Origin of the sequence: Enterobacter cloacae complex sp. (genome assembly GCF_900322725.1) — a bacterium.
Taxonomy (GTDB): Bacteria; Pseudomonadota; Gammaproteobacteria; order Enterobacterales; family Enterobacteriaceae; genus Enterobacter; species Enterobacter quasihormaechei.
The window spans coordinates 147,871-164,330 of the sequence record NZ_LT991958.1; the positions used below are offsets into that span (position 1 = coordinate 147,871).

Genomic DNA, 16,460 nt, shown 5'->3' on the forward strand with positions numbered 1-16,460 from the left:
AGAGCCTTGAGTCCACGCTAAATCTATCTTATCTGCGCAGGGCAGAATGTGAAGACGGCCGCCCTGGCTCTTGCCCGCCAGGCGCACGAGGCGGTGGAAAGGGGGAGGGGATGTTGTCTATATGGCTCTGCTGTAGTGAGCGGGTTGCGCTCCGACAGCGGTCCTGATCAATCGTCACCCTTTCTCGGCCCTTGAATGTTCCTCGCAACGAGCCTCCTTTTCGCCAATCCATCGACAATCACCGCGAGCCCCAGCTCGAACACTGCGTCCGGACCGGCTTCGTCGAAGGTGTCTATCACGGCCCGCAACAACGGAGCCTGTTCAATGGTGCCGCCGCGCTCACCGGCATCGCTGTCGCCGGCCTGCTCCTCAAGCACGGCCCCAACAGTGAAGTAGCTGATTGTCATCAGCGCATTGACGGCGTCCCAAGCCGAAAAACCCGCCTCGCAGAGGAAGCGAAGCTGCGCGTCGACCACTTCCATCTGCGGTGCGCCCGGTCTCGTGCCAGCATGGATACGCGCGCCATCGCGATAAGCGAGCAGCGCCTGCCTGAAGCTGCGGGCATTCCCGATCAGAAATGAGCGCCAGTCGTCGTCGACTCTCGGCACCGAATGCGTATGATTCTCCGCCAGCATGGCTTCGGCCAGTGCGTCGAGCAGCGCCCGTTTGTTCCTGAAGTGCCAGTATAACGCCGGCTGCTGAACCCCCAACCGTTTAGCCAGTTTGCGTGTCGTCAGAGCCTCTACGCCGACCTCATTCAACAGGTCCAGGGCGACACGGATAACTGTATTAGGCTGCAACTTTATCATGCTTGACACTTTATCACTGATAAACATAATATGTCCACCAACTTATCAGTGATAAAGGATCCGTGAGTTCTATCGGACCAGCGGAGGCTGGTCCGGAGGCCAGCGGAGGCTGGTCCGGAGGCCAGACGTGAAACCCAACAGACCCCTGATCGTAATACTGTGCACTGTCGCGCTCGACGCTGTCGGCATCGGCCTGATTATGCCGGTGCTGCCGGGCCTCCTGCGAGATCTGGTTCACTCGAACGACGTCACCGCCCACTATGGCATTTTGCTGGCGCTGTATGCGTTGATGCAATTTGCCTGCGCGCCTGTGCTGGGTGCGCTATCGGATCGTTTCGGCCGGCGGCCGGTCTTGCTCGTCTCGCTGTCCGGCGCCGCTATCGACTACGCCATCATGGCGACGGCGCCTTTCCTTTGGGTTCTCTATATCGGGCGCATCGTGGCCGGCATCACCGGGGCGACTGGTGCGGTAGCCGGCGCCTATATTGCCGATATCACAGATGGGGATGAGCGCGCGCGGTACTTCGGCTTCATGAGCGCCTGTTTCGGGTTCGGGATGGTCGCGGGACCTGTGCTCGGTGGGCTGATGAGCAGTTTCTCCCCCCATGCTCCGTTCTTCGCCGCAGCAGCCTTGAATGGCCTCAATTTCCTGATGGGCATTTTCCTTTTGCCGGAGTCGCACAAAGGCGAACGTCGACCATTACGCCGGGAGGCTCTCAACCCGCTCGCTTCGTTCCGGTGGGTCCGGGGCATGACCGTCATCGCCGCCCTGATGGCTGTCTTCTTCATCATGCAACTCGTCGGACAGGCGCCGGCCACGCTTTGGGTCATCTTCGGCGAGGATCGCTTTCATTGGGACACGAGCTTGATCGGCATTTCGCTTGCCGCATTTGGTATTCTACATTCACTCGCCCAGGCAATGATCACCGGCCCTGTAACCACCAGGCTCGGCGAAAGGCGGGCACTCATGCTCGGAATGATTGCCGACGGCGCAGGCTACATCCTGCTTGCCTTGGCGACAAGGGGATGGATGGCGTTCCCGATTATGGTCCTGCTTGCTTCGGGTGGCATCGGAATGCCGGCGCTGCAAGCAGTGTTGTCCAGGCAGGTAGATGAGGAACGTCAGGGGCAGCTTCAAGGATCTCTTGCGGCGCTCACCAGCCTGACCTCGATCGTCGGGCCCCTCCTCTTCACGGCGATCTATGCGGCCTCTATAACAACGTGGAACGGGTGGGCATGGATTGCAGGTGCCGCCCTCTACTTGCTCTGCCTGCCGGCGCTGCGTCGCGGGTTTTGGAGCGGCGTAGGGCAACGAGCCGATCGCTGATCGTGGGAACGATAGGCCTATGCCATGCGGGTCAAGGCGACTTCCGGCTACCCGTCTTTCAATCACAACAAGTACAGCAATATTAGGACTGCTTTTCGCTCACAGCGGACCTCTAACCCAGCCATCTTGTCCGCTTCGTTCTAAGAACAGACATCCCTCACTTCAGAATGTGTAGTCAACGGGGGACAGGACAATACGAATGTTCCACTAAAAAATACAGATGAGATAATTATTTACACCAAATTTTGGAGATTTATCGTTGTATCAGGTATTAAAAGTACAATTTAAATCTATTATATCTCGCAATAAGCCTGACATGTAGGTTTCTACAAATTCTCTAATTACGTTATTGACATATGAGCATTTGAAGGCGTAACCTTCAATCACTGTATGTAGATGTGTCTTCCCCTGTTGAGGTGGCTGATACAGCATTTCTACTTGCCATTAAACCAGTCTTTCATGTAATCCTATGTAAAATAGTCTGGTTAATTTATTTTACATACGGGTATCAGTGATGAATGAACTCAGTATTGTTAGTGGTAAATTGCAACTGTTGTCGATCATAGGTGACCCGATCGCTCAGGTCAGCGCTCCACTCATGATAAATGCCGCCATCCTTGAAAAACAAATCCCCGACACTTTGATGGTCCCTCTCCATATAAACTCTGTAGGTCTGCAAACCGCTGTCAATGGTCTGAAATGTATTCAGAATTTTCGTGGTGCCATTATAACGATGCCTCACAAACAACATGCGCTTTCATTAATTGATTCAGCCAGTGAATCTGCTATGGCAATCGGAGGATGCAACGTCATCAGGAGGAATGCTCAGGGCCAACTACATGGGGATATGCTCGATGGTGAAGGTTTCGTATCGAGCCTTTTGAAAAGAGGCTTCGATGTGACAGGTAAAAGAGTCTATCTAGCTGGAACAGGCGGTGCTGGCTCAGCTATTGCTTATGCTATGGCCGCCAAACAGGTTGGAGAATTAATTGGCACTGTTGCAAATAGTCGGTGGTGATAAACTTATCATCCCCTTTTGCTGATGGAGCTGTACATGAACCCATTCAAAGGCCGGCATTTTCAGCGTGACATCATTCTGTGGGCCGTACGCTGGTACTGCAAATACGGCATCAGTTACCGTGAGCTGCAGGAGATGCTGGCTGAACGCGGAGTGAATGTCGATCACTCCACGATTTACCGCTGGGTTCAGCGTTATGCGCCTGAAATGGAAAAACGGCTGCGCTGGTACTGGCGTAACCCTTCCGATCTTTGCCCGTGGCACATGGATGAAACCTACGTGAAGGTCAATGGCCGCTGGGCGTATCTGTACCGGGCCGTCGACAGCCGGGGCCGCACTGTCGATTTTTATCTCTCCTCCCGTCGTAACAGCAAAGCTGCATACCGGTTTCTGGGTAAAATCCTCAACAACGTGAAGAAGTGGCAGATCCCGCGATTCATCAACACGGATAAAGCGCCCGCCTATGGTCGCGCGCTTGCTCTGCTCAAACGCGAAGGCCGGTGCCCGTCTGACGTTGAACACCGACAGATTAAGTACCGGAACAACGTGATTGAATGCGATCATGGCAAACTGAAACGGATAATCGGCGCCACGCTGGGATTTAAATCCATGAAGACGGCTTACGCCACCATCAAAGGTATTGAGGTGATGCGTGCACTACGCAAAGGCCAGGCCTCAGCATTTTATTATGGTGATCCCCTGGGCGAAATGCGCCTGGTAAGCAGAGTTTTTGAAATGTAAGGCCTTTGAATAAGACAAAAGGCTGCCTCATCGCTAACTTTGCAACAGTGCCCCTGAGATACAATTATTCGCTCCCTGAAGTGATGCAAACTTCCTGCTGGAGGTGATCAAGTAATTTGCGAGTGAGTGATCAACTGATTTGCGAATGGGGGATCAGATACATGCGAATACACAGGGAGGGGGCTGGGCCGGGCGATCCGGTCAGCGTTGCGGTTTCCGGCGATTTGCGGCCGGTGGCCGGTTAAGTCCGGCGCGGACGCCTTCCATGCCCTGACGGGCATAAGAAAATAAAACCGCCATGCTGCGGTCATTCATGATTTTGTGGTGTAGCGATAAATAGTCATGCGAGAAACGTTGAAGCGCTTAGCAACTGCACCAACTGTCATTTCAGGATCAGCAAGTAAGATTCTAATTTGTTTAACATCTTCTTCAGAAAGTGACGGTTTTCTCCCTCCCACACGGCCCCTTGCGCGTGCAGCTGCAAGGCCTGAGCGCGTTCTTTCAATATTGCGGTTGCGTTCAAAGCTAGAGAATATCGCCATCAGATGCGTATAGATTTCCCCTATAACTGGCGCATTTGTGTCTATTCTGTCCTTGATGGCTATGAAAGTTATTCCGCGTTTCTTCAGGTCGTCGAGTAAAGTAATGACTTGACCCAATGAACCGCCGAGCCGATCTAGTGCCCAAACTACTAGGGTATCTCCCTCGCGCAATGCTTTCAGGCAGTTCTCCAGTTCCGGCGCACCTTTTTTGTCGCGCTTGGGGCCGCTACGTGAGGTCTGATCCTGATAGATTTGCTCACATCCAGCTTTTGTTAGTTCGTCAACCTGGTGCGCCACATCCTGAAGATGCGTAGATTTACGTGCATAGCCGATTTTCATTCTTTTCACGCTAATTAGTTATGGGGTTATTGTTATGTTGATATAGTAACGAGTTTTGTTACATGAGGGGAGTCATTTTTCGGGAGAAGTCAGGACTTTTCAAGACTGTCACAAAAACCATCGTTTTTGATACATTAATTTAACCAATAGGTTGCAGATCAAATCGCCTGTAACAGCCTTTCTGGCTGTTTGTCGTTTTCAGAAGACGGCTGCACTGAACGTCAGAAGCCGACTGCACTATAGCAGCGGAGGGGTTGGATCCATCAGGCAACGACGGGCTGCTGCCGGCCATCAGCGGACGCAGGGAGGACTTTCCGCAACCGGCCGTTCGATGCGGCACCGATGGCCTTCGCGCAGGGGTAGTGAATCCGCCAGGATTGACTTGCGCTGCCCTACCTCTCACTAGTGAGGGGCGGCAGCGCATCAAGCGGTGAGCGCACTCCGGCACCGCCAACTTTCAGCACATGCGTGTAAATCATCGTCGTAGAGACGTCGGAATGGCCGAGCAGATCCTGCACGGTTCGAATGTCGTAACCGCTGCGGAGCAAGGCCGTCGCGAACGAGTGGCGGAGGGTGTGCGGTGTGGCGGGCTTCGTGATGCCTGCTTGTTCTACGGCACGTTTGAAGGCGCGCTGAAAGGTCTGGTCATACATGTGATGGCGACGCACGACACCGCTCCGTGGATCGGTCGAATGCGTGTGCTGCGCAAAAACCCAGAACCACGGCCAGGAATGCCCGGCGCGCGGATACTTCCGCTCAAGGGCGTCGGGAAGCGCAACGCCGCTGCGGCCCTCGGCCTGGTCCTTCAGCCACCATGCCCGTGCACGCGACAGCTGCTCGCGCAGGCTGGGTGCCAAGCTCTCGGGTAACATCAAGGCCCGATCCTTGGAGCCCTTGCCCTCCCGCACGATGATCGTGCCGTGATCGAAATCCAGATCCTTGACCCGCAGTTGCAAACCCTCACTGATCCGCATGCCCGTTCCATACAGAAGCTGGGCGAACAAACGATGCTCGCCTTCCAGAAAACCGAGGATGCGAACCACTTCATCCGGGGTCAGCACCACCGGCAAGCGCCGCGACGGCCGAGGTCTTCCGATCTCCTGAAGCCAGGGCAGATCCGTGCACAGCACCTTGCCGTAGAAGAACAGCAAGGCCGCCAATGCCTGACGATGCGTGGAGACCGAAACCTTGCGCTCGTTCGCCAGCCAGGACAGAAATGCCTCGACTTCGCTGCTGCCCAAGGTTGCCGGGTGACGCACACCGTGGAAACGGATGAAGGCACGAACCCAGTTGACATAAGCCTGTTCGGTTCGTAAACTGTAATGCAAGTAGCGTATGCGCTCACGCAACTGGTCCAGAACCTTGACCGAACGCAGCGGTGGTAACGGCGCAGTGGCGGTTTTCATGGCTTGTTATGACTGTTTTTTTGTACAGTCTATGCCTCGGGCATCCAAGCAGCAAGCGCGTTACGCCGTGGGTCGATGTTTGATGTTATGGAGCAGCAACGATGTTACGCAGCAACGATGTTACGCAGCAGGGCAGTCGCCCTAAAACAAAGTTAGGCATCACAAAGTACAGCATCGTGACCAACAGCAACGATTCCGTCACACTGCGCCTCATGACTGAGCATGACCTTGCGATGCTCTATGAGTGGCTAAATCGATCTCATATCGTCGAGTGGTGGGGCGGAGAAGAAGCACGCCCGACACTTGCTGACGTACAGGAACAGTACTTGCCAAGCGTTTTAGCGCAAGAGTCCGTCACTCCATACATTGCAATGCTGAATGGAGAGCCGATTGGGTATGCCCAGTCGTACGTTGCTCTTGGAAGCGGGGACGGATGGTGGGAAGAAGAAACCGATCCAGGAGTACGCGGAATAGACCAGTTACTGGCGAATGCATCACAACTGGGCAAAGGCTTGGGAACCAAGCTGGTTCGAGCTCTGGTTGAGTTGCTGTTCAATGATCCCGAGGTCACCAAGATCCAAACGGACCCGTCGCCGAGCAACTTGCGAGCGATCCGATGCTACGAGAAAGCGGGGTTTGAGAGGCAAGGTACCGTAACCACCCCAGATGGTCCAGCCGTGTACATGGTTCAAACACGCCAGGCATTCGAGCGAACACGCAGTGATGCCTAACCCTTCCATCGAGGGGGACGTCCAAGGGCTGGCGCCCTTGGCCGCCCCTCATGTCAAACGTTAGGCGTCATGCATGAACCACACCGTCCCCGCAGAGGTATCCGCTCAGGTGCGGATAGTCGTCGACGTCATAAAGTCACATTTGGAGCCTGTGCTTCTTGCCATTTGTCAATGGCCATTAATTTTGACCCACCTTTGGCCAATAAAATTGACCCACCCTTGCACGTTTAACCCGTTGTTTTCTGTTTCAGCCGATAGCTCTCTCCTCCCAGCATAAAGATGTGTGAGTGATGGATGATTCGGTCGATGATCGGTACTGCCACGTTGTCGTCGTGGAAGAACTCGCCCCAGCAGGTGAAGTCCTTGTTGGTGGTCAGGATGATAGACCGGTATTCGTACAGACTGTTGATCAGCTGGAACAGGTTGTAGCGGGCCTGCCGGGTCATGGGCAGGTAGCCCAGCTCATCGATGATCAAGAGGTCGACCTTGCTCAGCTGGCTGATTTTCTTTTTCAGCTCGCCCTTCATTTCTGCCAGCTCCAGTTCTTCCACCAACTCCAGCGCGGTGCGAAACAATACCCGGTATCCGGCCTCGACGGCCTTGTGGCCAATCCCGATGGCCAGGTGGGTCTTGCCCACGCCTGGCGGGCCGATGAAGATCACGTTGTTGCGCTCGTCGATGAACCGGAAGTCCAGCAGGCTGTTGATCTGGCGCTTGCTGATGGTGGTCTGGTGGCGATAGTCAAAGCCCTCCAGATGCTTGTGCGCAGGAAAGCCTGCCGTCTTGTAATTGCGCTGTACCCGGTTGGCCTGACGCTGCTGGAGTTCGTATTCAGCCAGTCGCTGTGCAAAGCTCAGGAACGACATTTCACTGGCTTCGGCCTCGGCCAGTAACTGGGCGAGCTCTGCGGCGATGGAGGTCATGCGCAGGCTACGGTACTGGGCGGCAGTCTGTTCAAGCATGCCCATGGGTCACCTCCTGGCCAGTCGAGCGGCCAAGCTGTCGGTATGCACTCAAGTCCAGCTCTGACGGAGCCTCTGGCACGGGCTCAGGCAGACGCTCACGCCGGCTGGCCAGCTGGGTGGCCACCAGATACGCTTCGATCTGTCGGGCGGTCAGGCCCGGCTTCTGGCTCAGGTTCAACAGCATGTCCCGTTCAACAGGTGCGTGCTTACTCAGCAGGTTGCGTACTGCGAACAGTTGATCCTTATAGACCTTGGGCAAGGATCTCCGCAACTGATCACACAAGGCCAGGCTGAGTGCCTCGTCGCCCACCAGTACTTGAATGTCCTGCTCCAGCTGCTGCCGGCGCTGGGCATGGTCACGGTAGTGGTGGGTGTTTTTGATAATCTGACCTTTGCCGCCCGCCAACGCATGCTGGGCAATCACTTCGCCAGTTTGTAGATCAATCACATGCAGCTGGCTGTCGTCTTCCAGCACACCGACACGGCTTTGCTGCCAGGCCATGGGCACAGAGTACTTGTTGGCCTTCCAGGAGATCAGTCCGGTCTTATCCGCCTTGCGGGTCTCACGGGCTTCAGATGTGACGCAAGAGGGTGACAGGTAGGGCTTGAGCAGAGCCTGTTCGTCACGTTCAAAACGCAGCTGAGGTGCCTCACCTGTGGTGCCGTGTGCCCGCACATTGGCGACCTTGTCCAGCCAGTGATGCACATGCTCGCGCAGGTGCTGCTCATCACGGAAGGTCTCGCCGTAAAAGCAGTCCTGCTTGACGTATTTGACGCCCGCTTCAACCTTGCCCTTGCTCTCGGGGTCATAGCCTTCGCAAGCATGGATACGAAAGCCGGCTGTGGTGGCGTACTGATGAAAACGCTCGTTGAGGGTCAGCTCCCGGTATTTCTCCTCAATCACCACCAGCTTGGTCTGGTCGTACACCAGCTCTTCAGGCATGCCGCCAAAGTAGCGCAGCGCTTCGTCATGCAGCTGGATGAACTGCCGGGTATCCAGCGGCTTAAACGACAGGCCCACATACATCAGCCGCGAGTACGCCAGCACAAACACAACAAAGTGCACCACTGTTTCCACGCCACCAATCAGCACGTTACGCAGCTCGCCCGGGTCAACCTGGCACTGCACACCCGGCACCTCATCAACCACCGGCTCGTAATATCGGTGCTGACCGGTTGCAACCTCTTCCTTCAGCGCGCTGACGTAACGACGAATACTGCGCTCGGAGGTCGGCAGCTCACCCAGTTTCTCCTTGAGCTTGCGGGCAATCTTGACTGCACTGAGCCCGGGAAAGCTGGCCAGCAAGCTGATCAGGTATCCCCGGTAGGTGTCGAGCTGTTTGCTGCGGACAGGGTTATCCAGCTTGCGGGCAGTGGTTGTTTCATCCTGACGCAGATACTTGCGCACGCTGTTGCGCGAGATGCCCAGCTCCCGGCTGATGGCCCGAATGGAAAGTCCTTTGCCATCGTCATGTAATGATTTTATTTTGTGTATCACGTTCCACCTCATCATCAGAACGGTTCCCGGCCTGCCAAAAGGCTGGGAACCCTATCTGCATTTCTGGCCGGTTGGCCACCTTGGGGTGGGTCAAAATTAATGGCCAGGGCACTGTTGCAAAGTTAGCGATGAGGCAGCCTTTTGTCTTATTCAAAGGCCTTACATTTCAAAAACTCTGCTTACCAGGCGCATTTCGCCCAGGGGATCACCATAATAAAATGCTGAGGCCTGGCCTTTGCGTAGTGCACGCATCACCTCAATACCTTTGATGGTGGCGTAAGCCGTCTTCATGGATTTAAATCCCAGCGTGGCGCCGATTATCCGTTTCAGTTTGCCATGATCGCATTCAATCACGTTGTTCCGGTACTTAATCTGTCGGTGTTCAACGTCAGACGGGCACCGGCCTTCGCGTTTGAGCAGAGCAAGCGCGCGACCATAGGCGGGCGCTTTATCCGTGTTGATGGGGAGCCCGCAGAATTCGGAAAAAATCGTACGCTAAGGTTTTCCGGGCATCCGTAAGGGCCGAAACTTCCCGTCTTCCAGTCTGCGGCTCTGCCGCCAGACGTAATCGCCGGTTAGGTTGATGTGCTCCCAGCCCAGCGGCGACAGGAATTGCAGCAGCTCGCCGTCCACCGGCTTGCCGGCCTCGACCAACCCCTGGGTGGCGCGTTCCAGGTACACCGTGTTCCACAGCACGATAGCCGCCGTCACCAGGTTGAGGCCGCTGGCCCGGTAGCGCTGCTGCTCGAAGCTCCGGTCCCTGATTTCCCCAAGGCGGTTGAAGAACACCGCCCTGGCCAGCGAGTTGCGCGCCTCACCTTTGTTCAGGCCGGCATGCACGCGGCGGCGCAGTTCAACACTTTGCAGCCAGTCCAGGATGAACAGCGTGCGCTCGATCCGGCCCAGCTCGCGCAGGGCCACGGCCAGTCCGTTCTGGCGCGGGTAGCTGCCGAGCTTGCGCAGCATCAGCGAGGCGGTGACGGTGCCCTGCTTGATCGAGCTGGCCAGGCGCAGGATGTCGTCCCAGTGGGCACGCACGTGCTTGATGTTCAGGGTGCCGCCGATCAGCGGGCGCAACGTCGGGTAGGCTTGCACGCCCTGCGGCACGTACAGCTTGGTTTCGCCGAGGTCGCGGATGCGCGGCGCGAAGCGGAAGCCTAGCAGGTGCATCAGGGCAAAGACGTGATCGGTGAAGCCGGCCGTGTCGGTGTAGTGCTCCTCGATCCGCAGGTCGGACTCGTGGTACAGCAGGCCGTCGAGCACATAGGTGGAATCGCGGACGCCGACATTCACCACGCGGGTGCTGAACGGCGCGTACTGGTCGGAGATATGGGTATAGAACAGCCGTCCCGGCTCGCTACCGTACTTCGGGTTGACGTGCCCGGTGCTCTCGCCCCGGCCACCCGCGCGGAAGCGCTGGCCATCGGAGGATGAGGTCGTGCCGTCGCCCCAGTGGGCGGCAAAGGCGTGGCGATACTGGTGGTTGACCAGCTCGGCCAAGGCCGCCGAATAGGTTTCGTCGCGGATGTGCCAGGCTTGCAGCCAGGACAGCTTGGCGTAGGTCAGGCCGGGGCTCGACTCGGCCATCTTGGTCAGCCCGAGGTTGATCGCATCACCGAGGATTGCGGACAGCAGCAACGTCCTGTCTTTGGCCTCGGCCCCGTCCTTCAAGTGGGTGAAGTGGCGGCTGAAGCCCGTCCAGTCGTCCACGTCCATCAGCAGTTCGGTGATCTTGATGCGCGGCAGTAACTGGCTGGTTTGGTCGATCAGCGCCTGCGCCCGATCCGGCACCGCCGCATCCAGCGGGGTGATTTTCAGCCCTGACTCGGTGAGGATGGCATCGGGCAGCTCGTTGTCCTTGGCCAGGCGGGTGACGGTGGCCAACTGCTCGTCCAGCAGCTGCAAACGCTCTTCCAGGTACTGGTCGCTGTTCGGGTTGATCGCCAGGGGCAGGGCCTGCTCGCGCTTGAGTGCGGCGAACTTCTCGGCCGGCAGCAGGTAGTCGTCGAAGTCGCGGAACTGCCGCGAGCCCTTGACCCAGATGTCGCCGGAGCGCAGGGCGTTCTTCAGCTCGGACAGGGCGCAGATTTCGTAGAATTTCCGGTCGAGGCCTTCCGGGGTGATCACCAGCGGCTTCCAGCGCGGCTTGATGAAGGCCGTGGGTGCATCGGCCGGCACCTTGCGCAGGTTGTCGGCGTTCATCTCACGCAGGGTCTGCACGGCTGCCAGCACGCCTTGCGCGGCCGGCGCGGCGCGCAGTTCCAGCACCTCCAGCAAGGCCGGCGTGTAACGGCGCAGGGTGGCGAAGTTCTCGCCGACCAGGTGCAGGTGGTCGAAGCCTTCCGGCCGGGCCAGCAGCTCGGCCTCGCTGACGCTCTCGGTGAACTCGTCCCAGGGAATCACCGCCTCGATGGCGGCATAGGGGTCGCTGCCGCTTTCCTTCGCTTCCAGCAGCGCCTGGCCGATCCTGGAGTACAGGCGCACCTTGTCGTTGATCGCCTTGCCCTGCTTCTGGAACTGCTGCTGATGCTTGTGCTTCGCGCCGCTGAACAGCTTGACCAGGATGCGGTCATGCAGATCGACCAGCTCATCGATCACGGTCGCGGTGCTCTCCAGCACCACGGCGGCCAGGGTCGCGTAGCGGCGCTGCGGCTCGAACTTACCGAGGTCTTTGGGCGTCATCTGCCCACCCTCGCGGGCCAGCTTGAGCAGGCGGTTCTGGTGGATGTGCCGGCCCAGGCCTTCGGGCAAGTCCACCAACTGAAATGTCTTCAGCCGCTCGATGTGTTCCAGCATGTGCCGAGAGTTGGGTTTCAGCGGTGCCTGGCGCAGCCAGGTCAACCAGGTGATGCTGCTGCCGGCCTTGAGCTTCAACAGCTCGTCCAGCTTGGCCCGATGCGAGTCCGTGAGTGGTTCGACCAGGGCGCGGTAGACCCGCCGATTGGCTCGCGCAATGGCTTCCGAGCAGGCCCGGTCAATCACGCTCAGCGCCGGCAGGATGCGTCGTTTCTGCCGTAGGCTCTCCAGGGCCTGACCGGCCAGCAGCAAGCCTTTGTCGGTCTGCTGGGCCAGCTCGGTTAGCTCGCGCACCAGGGCGCGGAAGTCGGACAGGCCGAACGGGGCCAGTTGCAGGTAGGTGCGCAGTTCCTGGGCATGCTCGCGACGGGTCACGTCGCGCTCGCCGTACTTTGCCCAGCTCGCCGGCTCGGCCTGGACTTGCTTCGCCACCCACAGGATGACCGGCTCGGGCAGCTCGCTGTCGGTTCCCAGCGCGTAACCGGGGTAGCGCAGCAGGCAGAGCTGCACGGCGAAGCCGAGGCGGTTGGCGTCGCCGCGTCGCTGGCGGATCAGCGACAGGTCGGAGTCGTTGAAGGTGTAGTAGCGGATCAGGTCATCCTGGCTTTCCGGCAGCGCAAGCAGGGTGTCCCGCTCCGTGGCCGAGAGGATCAAGCGACGCGGCATGTGTCAGTCGTCCGTGCGGAGGTACTGGTAGAGGGTTTCCCGGCTGATGTTGAACTCGCGGGCAAGCTGCGCCTTGGGCTCGCCGGCCGTCGCTCGCTGCCGCAGGGTAGCAGCCTGCTCATCGGACAGGGCTTTCTTGCGGCCCCGGTACGCGCCACGCTGCTTGGCCAAGGCGATGCCCTCACGCTGCCGCTCGCGGATCAGGGCGCGCTCGAACTCAGCGAAGGCCCCCATCACCGACAGCATCAGGTTGGCCATCGGCGAGTCCTCGCCAGTGAACACCAGGCCCTCCTTCAGGAACTCGATGCGCACGCCGCGCTGAGTCAGCTTCTGTACCAAGCGACGCAGGTCATCGAGGTTGCGGGCCAGCCGATCCATGCTGTGCACCACCACTGTATCGCCTTCGCGGACGAAGCTCAGCAGCGCTTCGAGCTGGGGGCGCTGGGTGTCCTTGCCCGATGCCTTGTCGGTGAACACCTTGCTCACCTGGGTTTGTTCCAGCTGGCGTTCCGGGTTCTGGTCAAAGCTGCTGACCCGGACGTAGCCGATGCGGTGCCCCTGCACGATGTCTCCTTGGTTGAAGGCGGCTTAAGTGCACTTTCTGTTCCGTTGTGCCTCAAAGCCCATTTCTGTCAGGCTGAAATCTATAACCTTCGCGGGCATGTGTCAAAAAATGGGAAAGCAGACTCTATTCTGACGAAGCGGCGCGGCCCTGCCTGACATCAAGTTAGGGTATAGCCTAGATTGACATGCGCGATGCAACCCTTAACTTGCTTGCACCTATCGTTTCCATGCTAGCTTTATCGTAACGCTCAAGAAATTGGGCTTAATGCCGAAAACAATAAAATAAAACAGCCAACCCTTGAGGTTCTTATGCGCCAGAATTTACCAGTGACGGGTCGAAACTTAGAACTCCCAAAAGATGCCAATATTCTTTCGACTACCTCCCCTCAAAGCCATATCACGTACGTTAATCCTGACTTCATTAAAATCAGTGGTTTCACTGAGGAAGAACTATTAGGCCAGCCTCACAACATCGTAAGACACCCAGGTGATGCTGCCAACTTACTGATTTAGTGTATGATGGTGTTTTTGAGGTGCTCCAGTGGCTTCTGTTTCTATCAGCTGTCCCTCCTGTTCAGCTACTGACGGGGTGGTGCGTAACGGCAAAAGCACTGCCGGACATCAGCGCTATCTCTGCTCTCACTGCCGTAAAACATGGCAACTGCAGTTCACTTACACCGCTTCTCAACCCGGTACGCACCAGAAAATCATTGATATGGCCATGAATGGCGTTGGATGCCGGGCAACCGCCCGCATTATGGGCGTTGGCCTCAACACGATTTTCCGCCATTTAAAAAACTCAGGCCGCAGTCGGTAACCTCGCGCATACAGCCGGGCAGTGACGTCATCGTCTGCGCGGAAATGGACGAACAGTGGGGATACGTCGGGGCTAAATCGCGCCAGCGCTGGCTGTTTTACGCGTATGACAGGCTCCGGAAGACGGTTGTTGCGCACGTATTCGGTGAACGCACTATGGCGACGCTGGGGCGTCTTATGAGCCTGCTGTCACCCTTTGACGTGGTGATATGGATGACGGATGGCTGGCCGCTGTATGAATCCCGCCTGAAGGGAAAGCTGCACGTAATCAGCAAGCGATATACGCAGCGAATTGAGCGGCATAACCTGAATCTGAGGCAGCACCTGGCACGGCTGGGACGGAAGTCGCTGTCGTTCTCAAAATCGGTGGAGCTGCATGACAAAGTCATCGGGCATTATCTGAACATAAAACACTATCAATAAGTTGGAGTCATTACCAGCCACGGCATTCGCGGAACAAATCGCGGTCAGGATTATAGACGCTGGTGCTTACGTCCCACAGCCCCAAAATCGATGAGAACAGGTTGTCGTGGGAATATGATTTTTTCGCCGCATTATTTTCAAGGCAAGACATGTTGATGTGTTTCCCGGCGATAAAGCCCGGTGACATCCAGACCTGCATCGGAATATGCGTCTGCTGATCCGGTGCCAGTTTGTACGGCGTGCCGTGCAGATATAGCCCGCTTTCGCCCAATGATTCACCATGATCGGACACATAAAGCAGCACGGTGTTGTACTGATCGCTGTAATTTTTTAGCTTTTCAATCATCTCAGCTAATACATAGTCTGTATAACGAAGGGTGTTGTCGTAGGTGTTGACCAATTGTTCCTGAGTACAGTTTTCGATATCGCTACGTGCACATTCGGGCATGAAGTGGCGATGCTCAGCCGGATAACGCAGGTAATAAGTCGGTCCATGGCTGCCAATGATATGGAAGGCGACAAGCTTATCACCTGGCATTTTGGCGATTTCATCATCAAGGTTTTCCAGCATCACCTCGTCATGGCACGTTTTGCCATCGCACAGTTTCGGGTTATCACTAGGCTTAATTTCGACAGTCGGGATGCGGCTACATACGCCTTTACAACCGCCATCGTTCTCTTTCCATAACAGCGAGACACCGGTTTTCTGCACGATGTCGAGGAAATTTTCACTGTTAGATGCTTTTTTACTGTCGTACTCGGTGCGATTCATATTCGAGAACATGCACGGAACGGATATTGCGGTAGCGGTACCGCAGGAATGCATATTTTTAAACGAAATAACGCCGCCGGATTTGCTGGTAAAGGCATTGGTATCACGCGAATAACCGTTCATCGAGAAATTCTGGCTGCGTGCCGTTTCGCCAATCACCAGGAACATCAGCGTGGGTTTTTCGTGAGCGACGACGCGTTTAGCATCATTCCCCAGCGTCTGGAAAGGCACTTTAGTCGTAAAGTACGTATCCTTAACATACTGGAAAGTGCTGTAAGCGTAGTTCGCCGGGATGATCTCTTTATTCAATGTCGAGTTATTGCGGCCGACAGAGGCATAATCCTGATAATAAAGTGCGGCAACACCTGCAATCAAACTCAACGATGCCAGCACGGAGAGCAAACGGTAAGCAATGCCTTTATACCATTTTTCAGGATATTGAATTTTTATTGAAAAAAGGAGGATGGCAGGAAGGATACCGGTAAAGACGAACCATATAATAATTGAGCCATTAAGATAGGAATGCGCTTCCTGGGGGTTAGTTTCAATAATGTTTTGAATCATCGTTTGATCAAACATTACTTTATATTTTAGTGTCGAATAACTGACCAGTGAGCCAGTGATAAACAGTAAAGCAAAGAAAGGTTTCAGCAGAAAACGAACTGAGAAAGGCATAAAAACAACGTTAAGCGCCGCAACCAGAACAAAGGGAATAGAAATGACAAAACCAATTTTGACATGCTCTAAATGCGACAAAATCTCGTAAAAATGCAGCAATATTGGCCAGTTAAGTAAAAACGCAAAGATCATTGCCAGAAGTAAAACCAGCGGAATAACTTTCACCCTGAAAAGTACAGGCATTAACACCTCCGGAAAATAGTAAACCAGTAAAAACATTGATGATAATTACAACAATTCAATCTAATATTATGATTGCCTTATTCGCTGCAAAGCAGAGATTATCATTCTGAAATCTTAGGTTAACCTTAACGAGGCTTTGTTGAATAAATCAGATTTCGGGTAAGTCTCCCCCGTAGCGGGTTGTGT

Annotated in this window: 13 protein-coding genes and 2 pseudogenes; 6 read left to right on the forward strand and 9 right to left on the reverse strand. The window is 55.8% G+C overall.

Going from position 1 to position 16,460, the window contains the following annotated elements; translation table 11 throughout:
- Window positions 1–167 precede the first annotated feature (167 nt).
- Complete coding sequence (gene tetR / locus DBR02_RS24400; RefSeq protein ID WP_013851373.1) at window positions 168–809, reverse strand: tetracycline resistance transcriptional repressor TetR; 642 nt, start codon at window positions 807–809, stop codon at window positions 168–170.
- Window positions 810–936: 127 nt separating this feature from the next.
- Here tetR and tet(A) point away from each other — a divergent pair, with 127 nt between their 5' ends.
- The 3 genes from tet(A) (at window position 937) to DBR02_RS24415 (ending at window position 3,895) form a co-directional block, all read left to right on the forward strand.
- Window positions 937–2,136: a tetracycline efflux MFS transporter Tet(A) gene (tet(A), locus tag DBR02_RS24405; RefSeq protein ID WP_031942321.1), complete on the forward strand. Its 1,200-nt coding sequence runs from the start codon at window positions 937–939 to the stop codon at window positions 2,134–2,136.
- Between the two features lie 514 nt (window positions 2,137–2,650).
- Window positions 2,651–3,154 carry a shikimate dehydrogenase family protein gene (locus DBR02_RS24410; RefSeq protein ID WP_013851371.1) on the forward strand — a complete coding sequence of 168 codons (504 nt, stop codon included), beginning with the start codon at window positions 2,651–2,653 and terminating at the stop codon, window positions 3,152–3,154.
- Between the two features lie 36 nt (window positions 3,155–3,190).
- The gene (locus DBR02_RS24415; protein ID WP_001067855.1) at window positions 3,191–3,895 is read left to right on the forward strand and encodes an IS6-like element IS26 family transposase; all 705 of its coding nucleotides are present in this window, start codon (window positions 3,191–3,193) and stop codon (window positions 3,893–3,895) included.
- 311 nt (window positions 3,896–4,206) lie between these two features.
- Here DBR02_RS24415 and DBR02_RS24420 read toward each other — a convergent pair whose 3' ends face one another.
- On the reverse strand, window positions 4,207–4,776 hold the full coding sequence (locus DBR02_RS24420) for a recombinase family protein (RefSeq protein WP_001749988.1): 570 nt from the start codon (window positions 4,774–4,776) through the stop codon (window positions 4,207–4,209).
- Window positions 4,777–5,168: 392 nt separating this feature from the next.
- Entirely contained in the window at window positions 5,169–6,182 is a 1,014-nt protein-coding gene (intI1, locus tag DBR02_RS24430; protein ID WP_000845054.1) for a class 1 integron integrase IntI1, read from the reverse strand.
- A 176-nt stretch (window positions 6,183–6,358) separates the two neighbouring features.
- Between intI1 and DBR02_RS24435 the strand changes: the two genes are divergently transcribed.
- Window positions 6,359–6,913, forward strand: coding sequence for an aminoglycoside N-acetyltransferase AAC(6')-Ib3 (locus DBR02_RS24435; protein ID WP_032488579.1), 555 nt, complete (start codon window positions 6,359–6,361; stop codon window positions 6,911–6,913).
- Between the two features lie 227 nt (window positions 6,914–7,140).
- Here DBR02_RS24435 and istB read toward each other — a convergent pair whose 3' ends face one another.
- The 5 genes and pseudogenes from istB to DBR02_RS24465 form a co-directional block, all read right to left on the reverse strand.
- Entirely contained in the window at window positions 7,141–7,881 is a 741-nt protein-coding gene (istB, locus tag DBR02_RS24440) for an IS21-like element helper ATPase IstB (protein ID WP_012695455.1), read from the reverse strand.
- On the reverse strand, window positions 7,868–9,376 hold the full coding sequence (istA, locus tag DBR02_RS24445; protein WP_077249983.1) for an IS21-like element ISCfr8 family transposase: 1,509 nt from the start codon (window positions 9,374–9,376) through the stop codon (window positions 7,868–7,870). The genes istB and istA overlap by 14 nt, the downstream gene beginning before the upstream one ends.
- A 159-nt stretch (window positions 9,377–9,535) precedes the next feature.
- A pseudogene (locus DBR02_RS24450) lies at window positions 9,536–9,838 on the reverse strand (IS6-like element IS26 family transposase); the annotation flags it as partial.
- A 33-nt stretch (window positions 9,839–9,871) separates the two neighbouring features.
- Complete coding sequence (locus DBR02_RS24460) at window positions 9,872–12,838, reverse strand: Tn3-like element TnAs1 family transposase (RefSeq protein ID WP_001138014.1); 2,967 nt, start codon at window positions 12,836–12,838, stop codon at window positions 9,872–9,874.
- Between the two features lie 3 nt (window positions 12,839–12,841).
- Window positions 12,842–13,402 carry a recombinase family protein gene (locus tag DBR02_RS24465; RefSeq protein ID WP_001161490.1) on the reverse strand — a complete coding sequence of 187 codons (561 nt, stop codon included), beginning with the start codon at window positions 13,400–13,402 and terminating at the stop codon, window positions 12,842–12,844.
- Window positions 13,403–13,711: 309 nt separating this feature from the next.
- On the opposite strand from DBR02_RS24465, the pseudogene DBR02_RS24470 reads away from it, so the two are divergent.
- Window positions 13,712–13,888, forward strand: a pseudogene (locus DBR02_RS24470) (PAS domain S-box protein); the annotation flags it as partial.
- 55 nt (window positions 13,889–13,943) lie between these two features.
- Window positions 13,944–14,641, forward strand: a protein-coding gene (locus DBR02_RS24480) for an IS1-like element IS1B family transposase (RefSeq protein ID WP_095033700.1) whose coding sequence is annotated in 2 segments (ribosomal slippage) — window positions 13,944–14,193 and window positions 14,193–14,641 — 699 coding nt in all. Because the reading frame shifts where the segments join, the coding sequence is not laid out codon by codon here.
- Between the two features lie 10 nt (window positions 14,642–14,651).
- Here the strand turns inward: DBR02_RS24480 and DBR02_RS24485 are convergent.
- Window positions 14,652–16,274: an MCR-9 family phosphoethanolamine--lipid A transferase gene (locus DBR02_RS24485; RefSeq protein ID WP_044704969.1), complete on the reverse strand. Its 1,623-nt coding sequence runs from the start codon at window positions 16,272–16,274 to the stop codon at window positions 14,652–14,654.
- Window positions 16,275–16,460: the final 186 nt, after the last annotated feature.

Excerpts from the sequence above, each read along its gene's own strand:
- intI1 (WP_000845054.1), bottom strand. The coding sequence starts at position 6,182 with ATGAAAACCGCCACTGCGCCGTTACCACCGCTGCGTTCGGTCAAGGTT.
- DBR02_RS24420 (WP_001749988.1), bottom strand. The coding sequence starts at position 4,776 with ATGAAAATCGGCTATGCACGTAAATCTACGCATCTTCAGGATGTGGCG.
- DBR02_RS24415 (WP_001067855.1), top strand. The coding sequence starts at position 3,191 with ATGAACCCATTCAAAGGCCGGCATTTTCAGCGTGACATCATTCTGTGG.
- tetR (WP_013851373.1), bottom strand. The coding sequence starts at position 809 with ATGATAAAGTTGCAGCCTAATACAGTTATCCGTGTCGCCCTGGACCTG.
- DBR02_RS24410 (WP_013851371.1), top strand. The coding sequence starts at position 2,651 with ATGAATGAACTCAGTATTGTTAGTGGTAAATTGCAACTGTTGTCGATC.
- DBR02_RS24485 (WP_044704969.1), bottom strand. The coding sequence starts at position 16,274 with ATGCCTGTACTTTTCAGGGTGAAAGTTATTCCGCTGGTTTTACTTCTG.
- istB (WP_012695455.1), bottom strand. The coding sequence starts at position 7,881 with ATGGGCATGCTTGAACAGACTGCCGCCCAGTACCGTAGCCTGCGCATG.
- DBR02_RS24460 (WP_001138014.1), bottom strand. The coding sequence starts at position 12,838 with ATGCCGCGTCGCTTGATCCTCTCGGCCACGGAGCGGGACACCCTGCTT.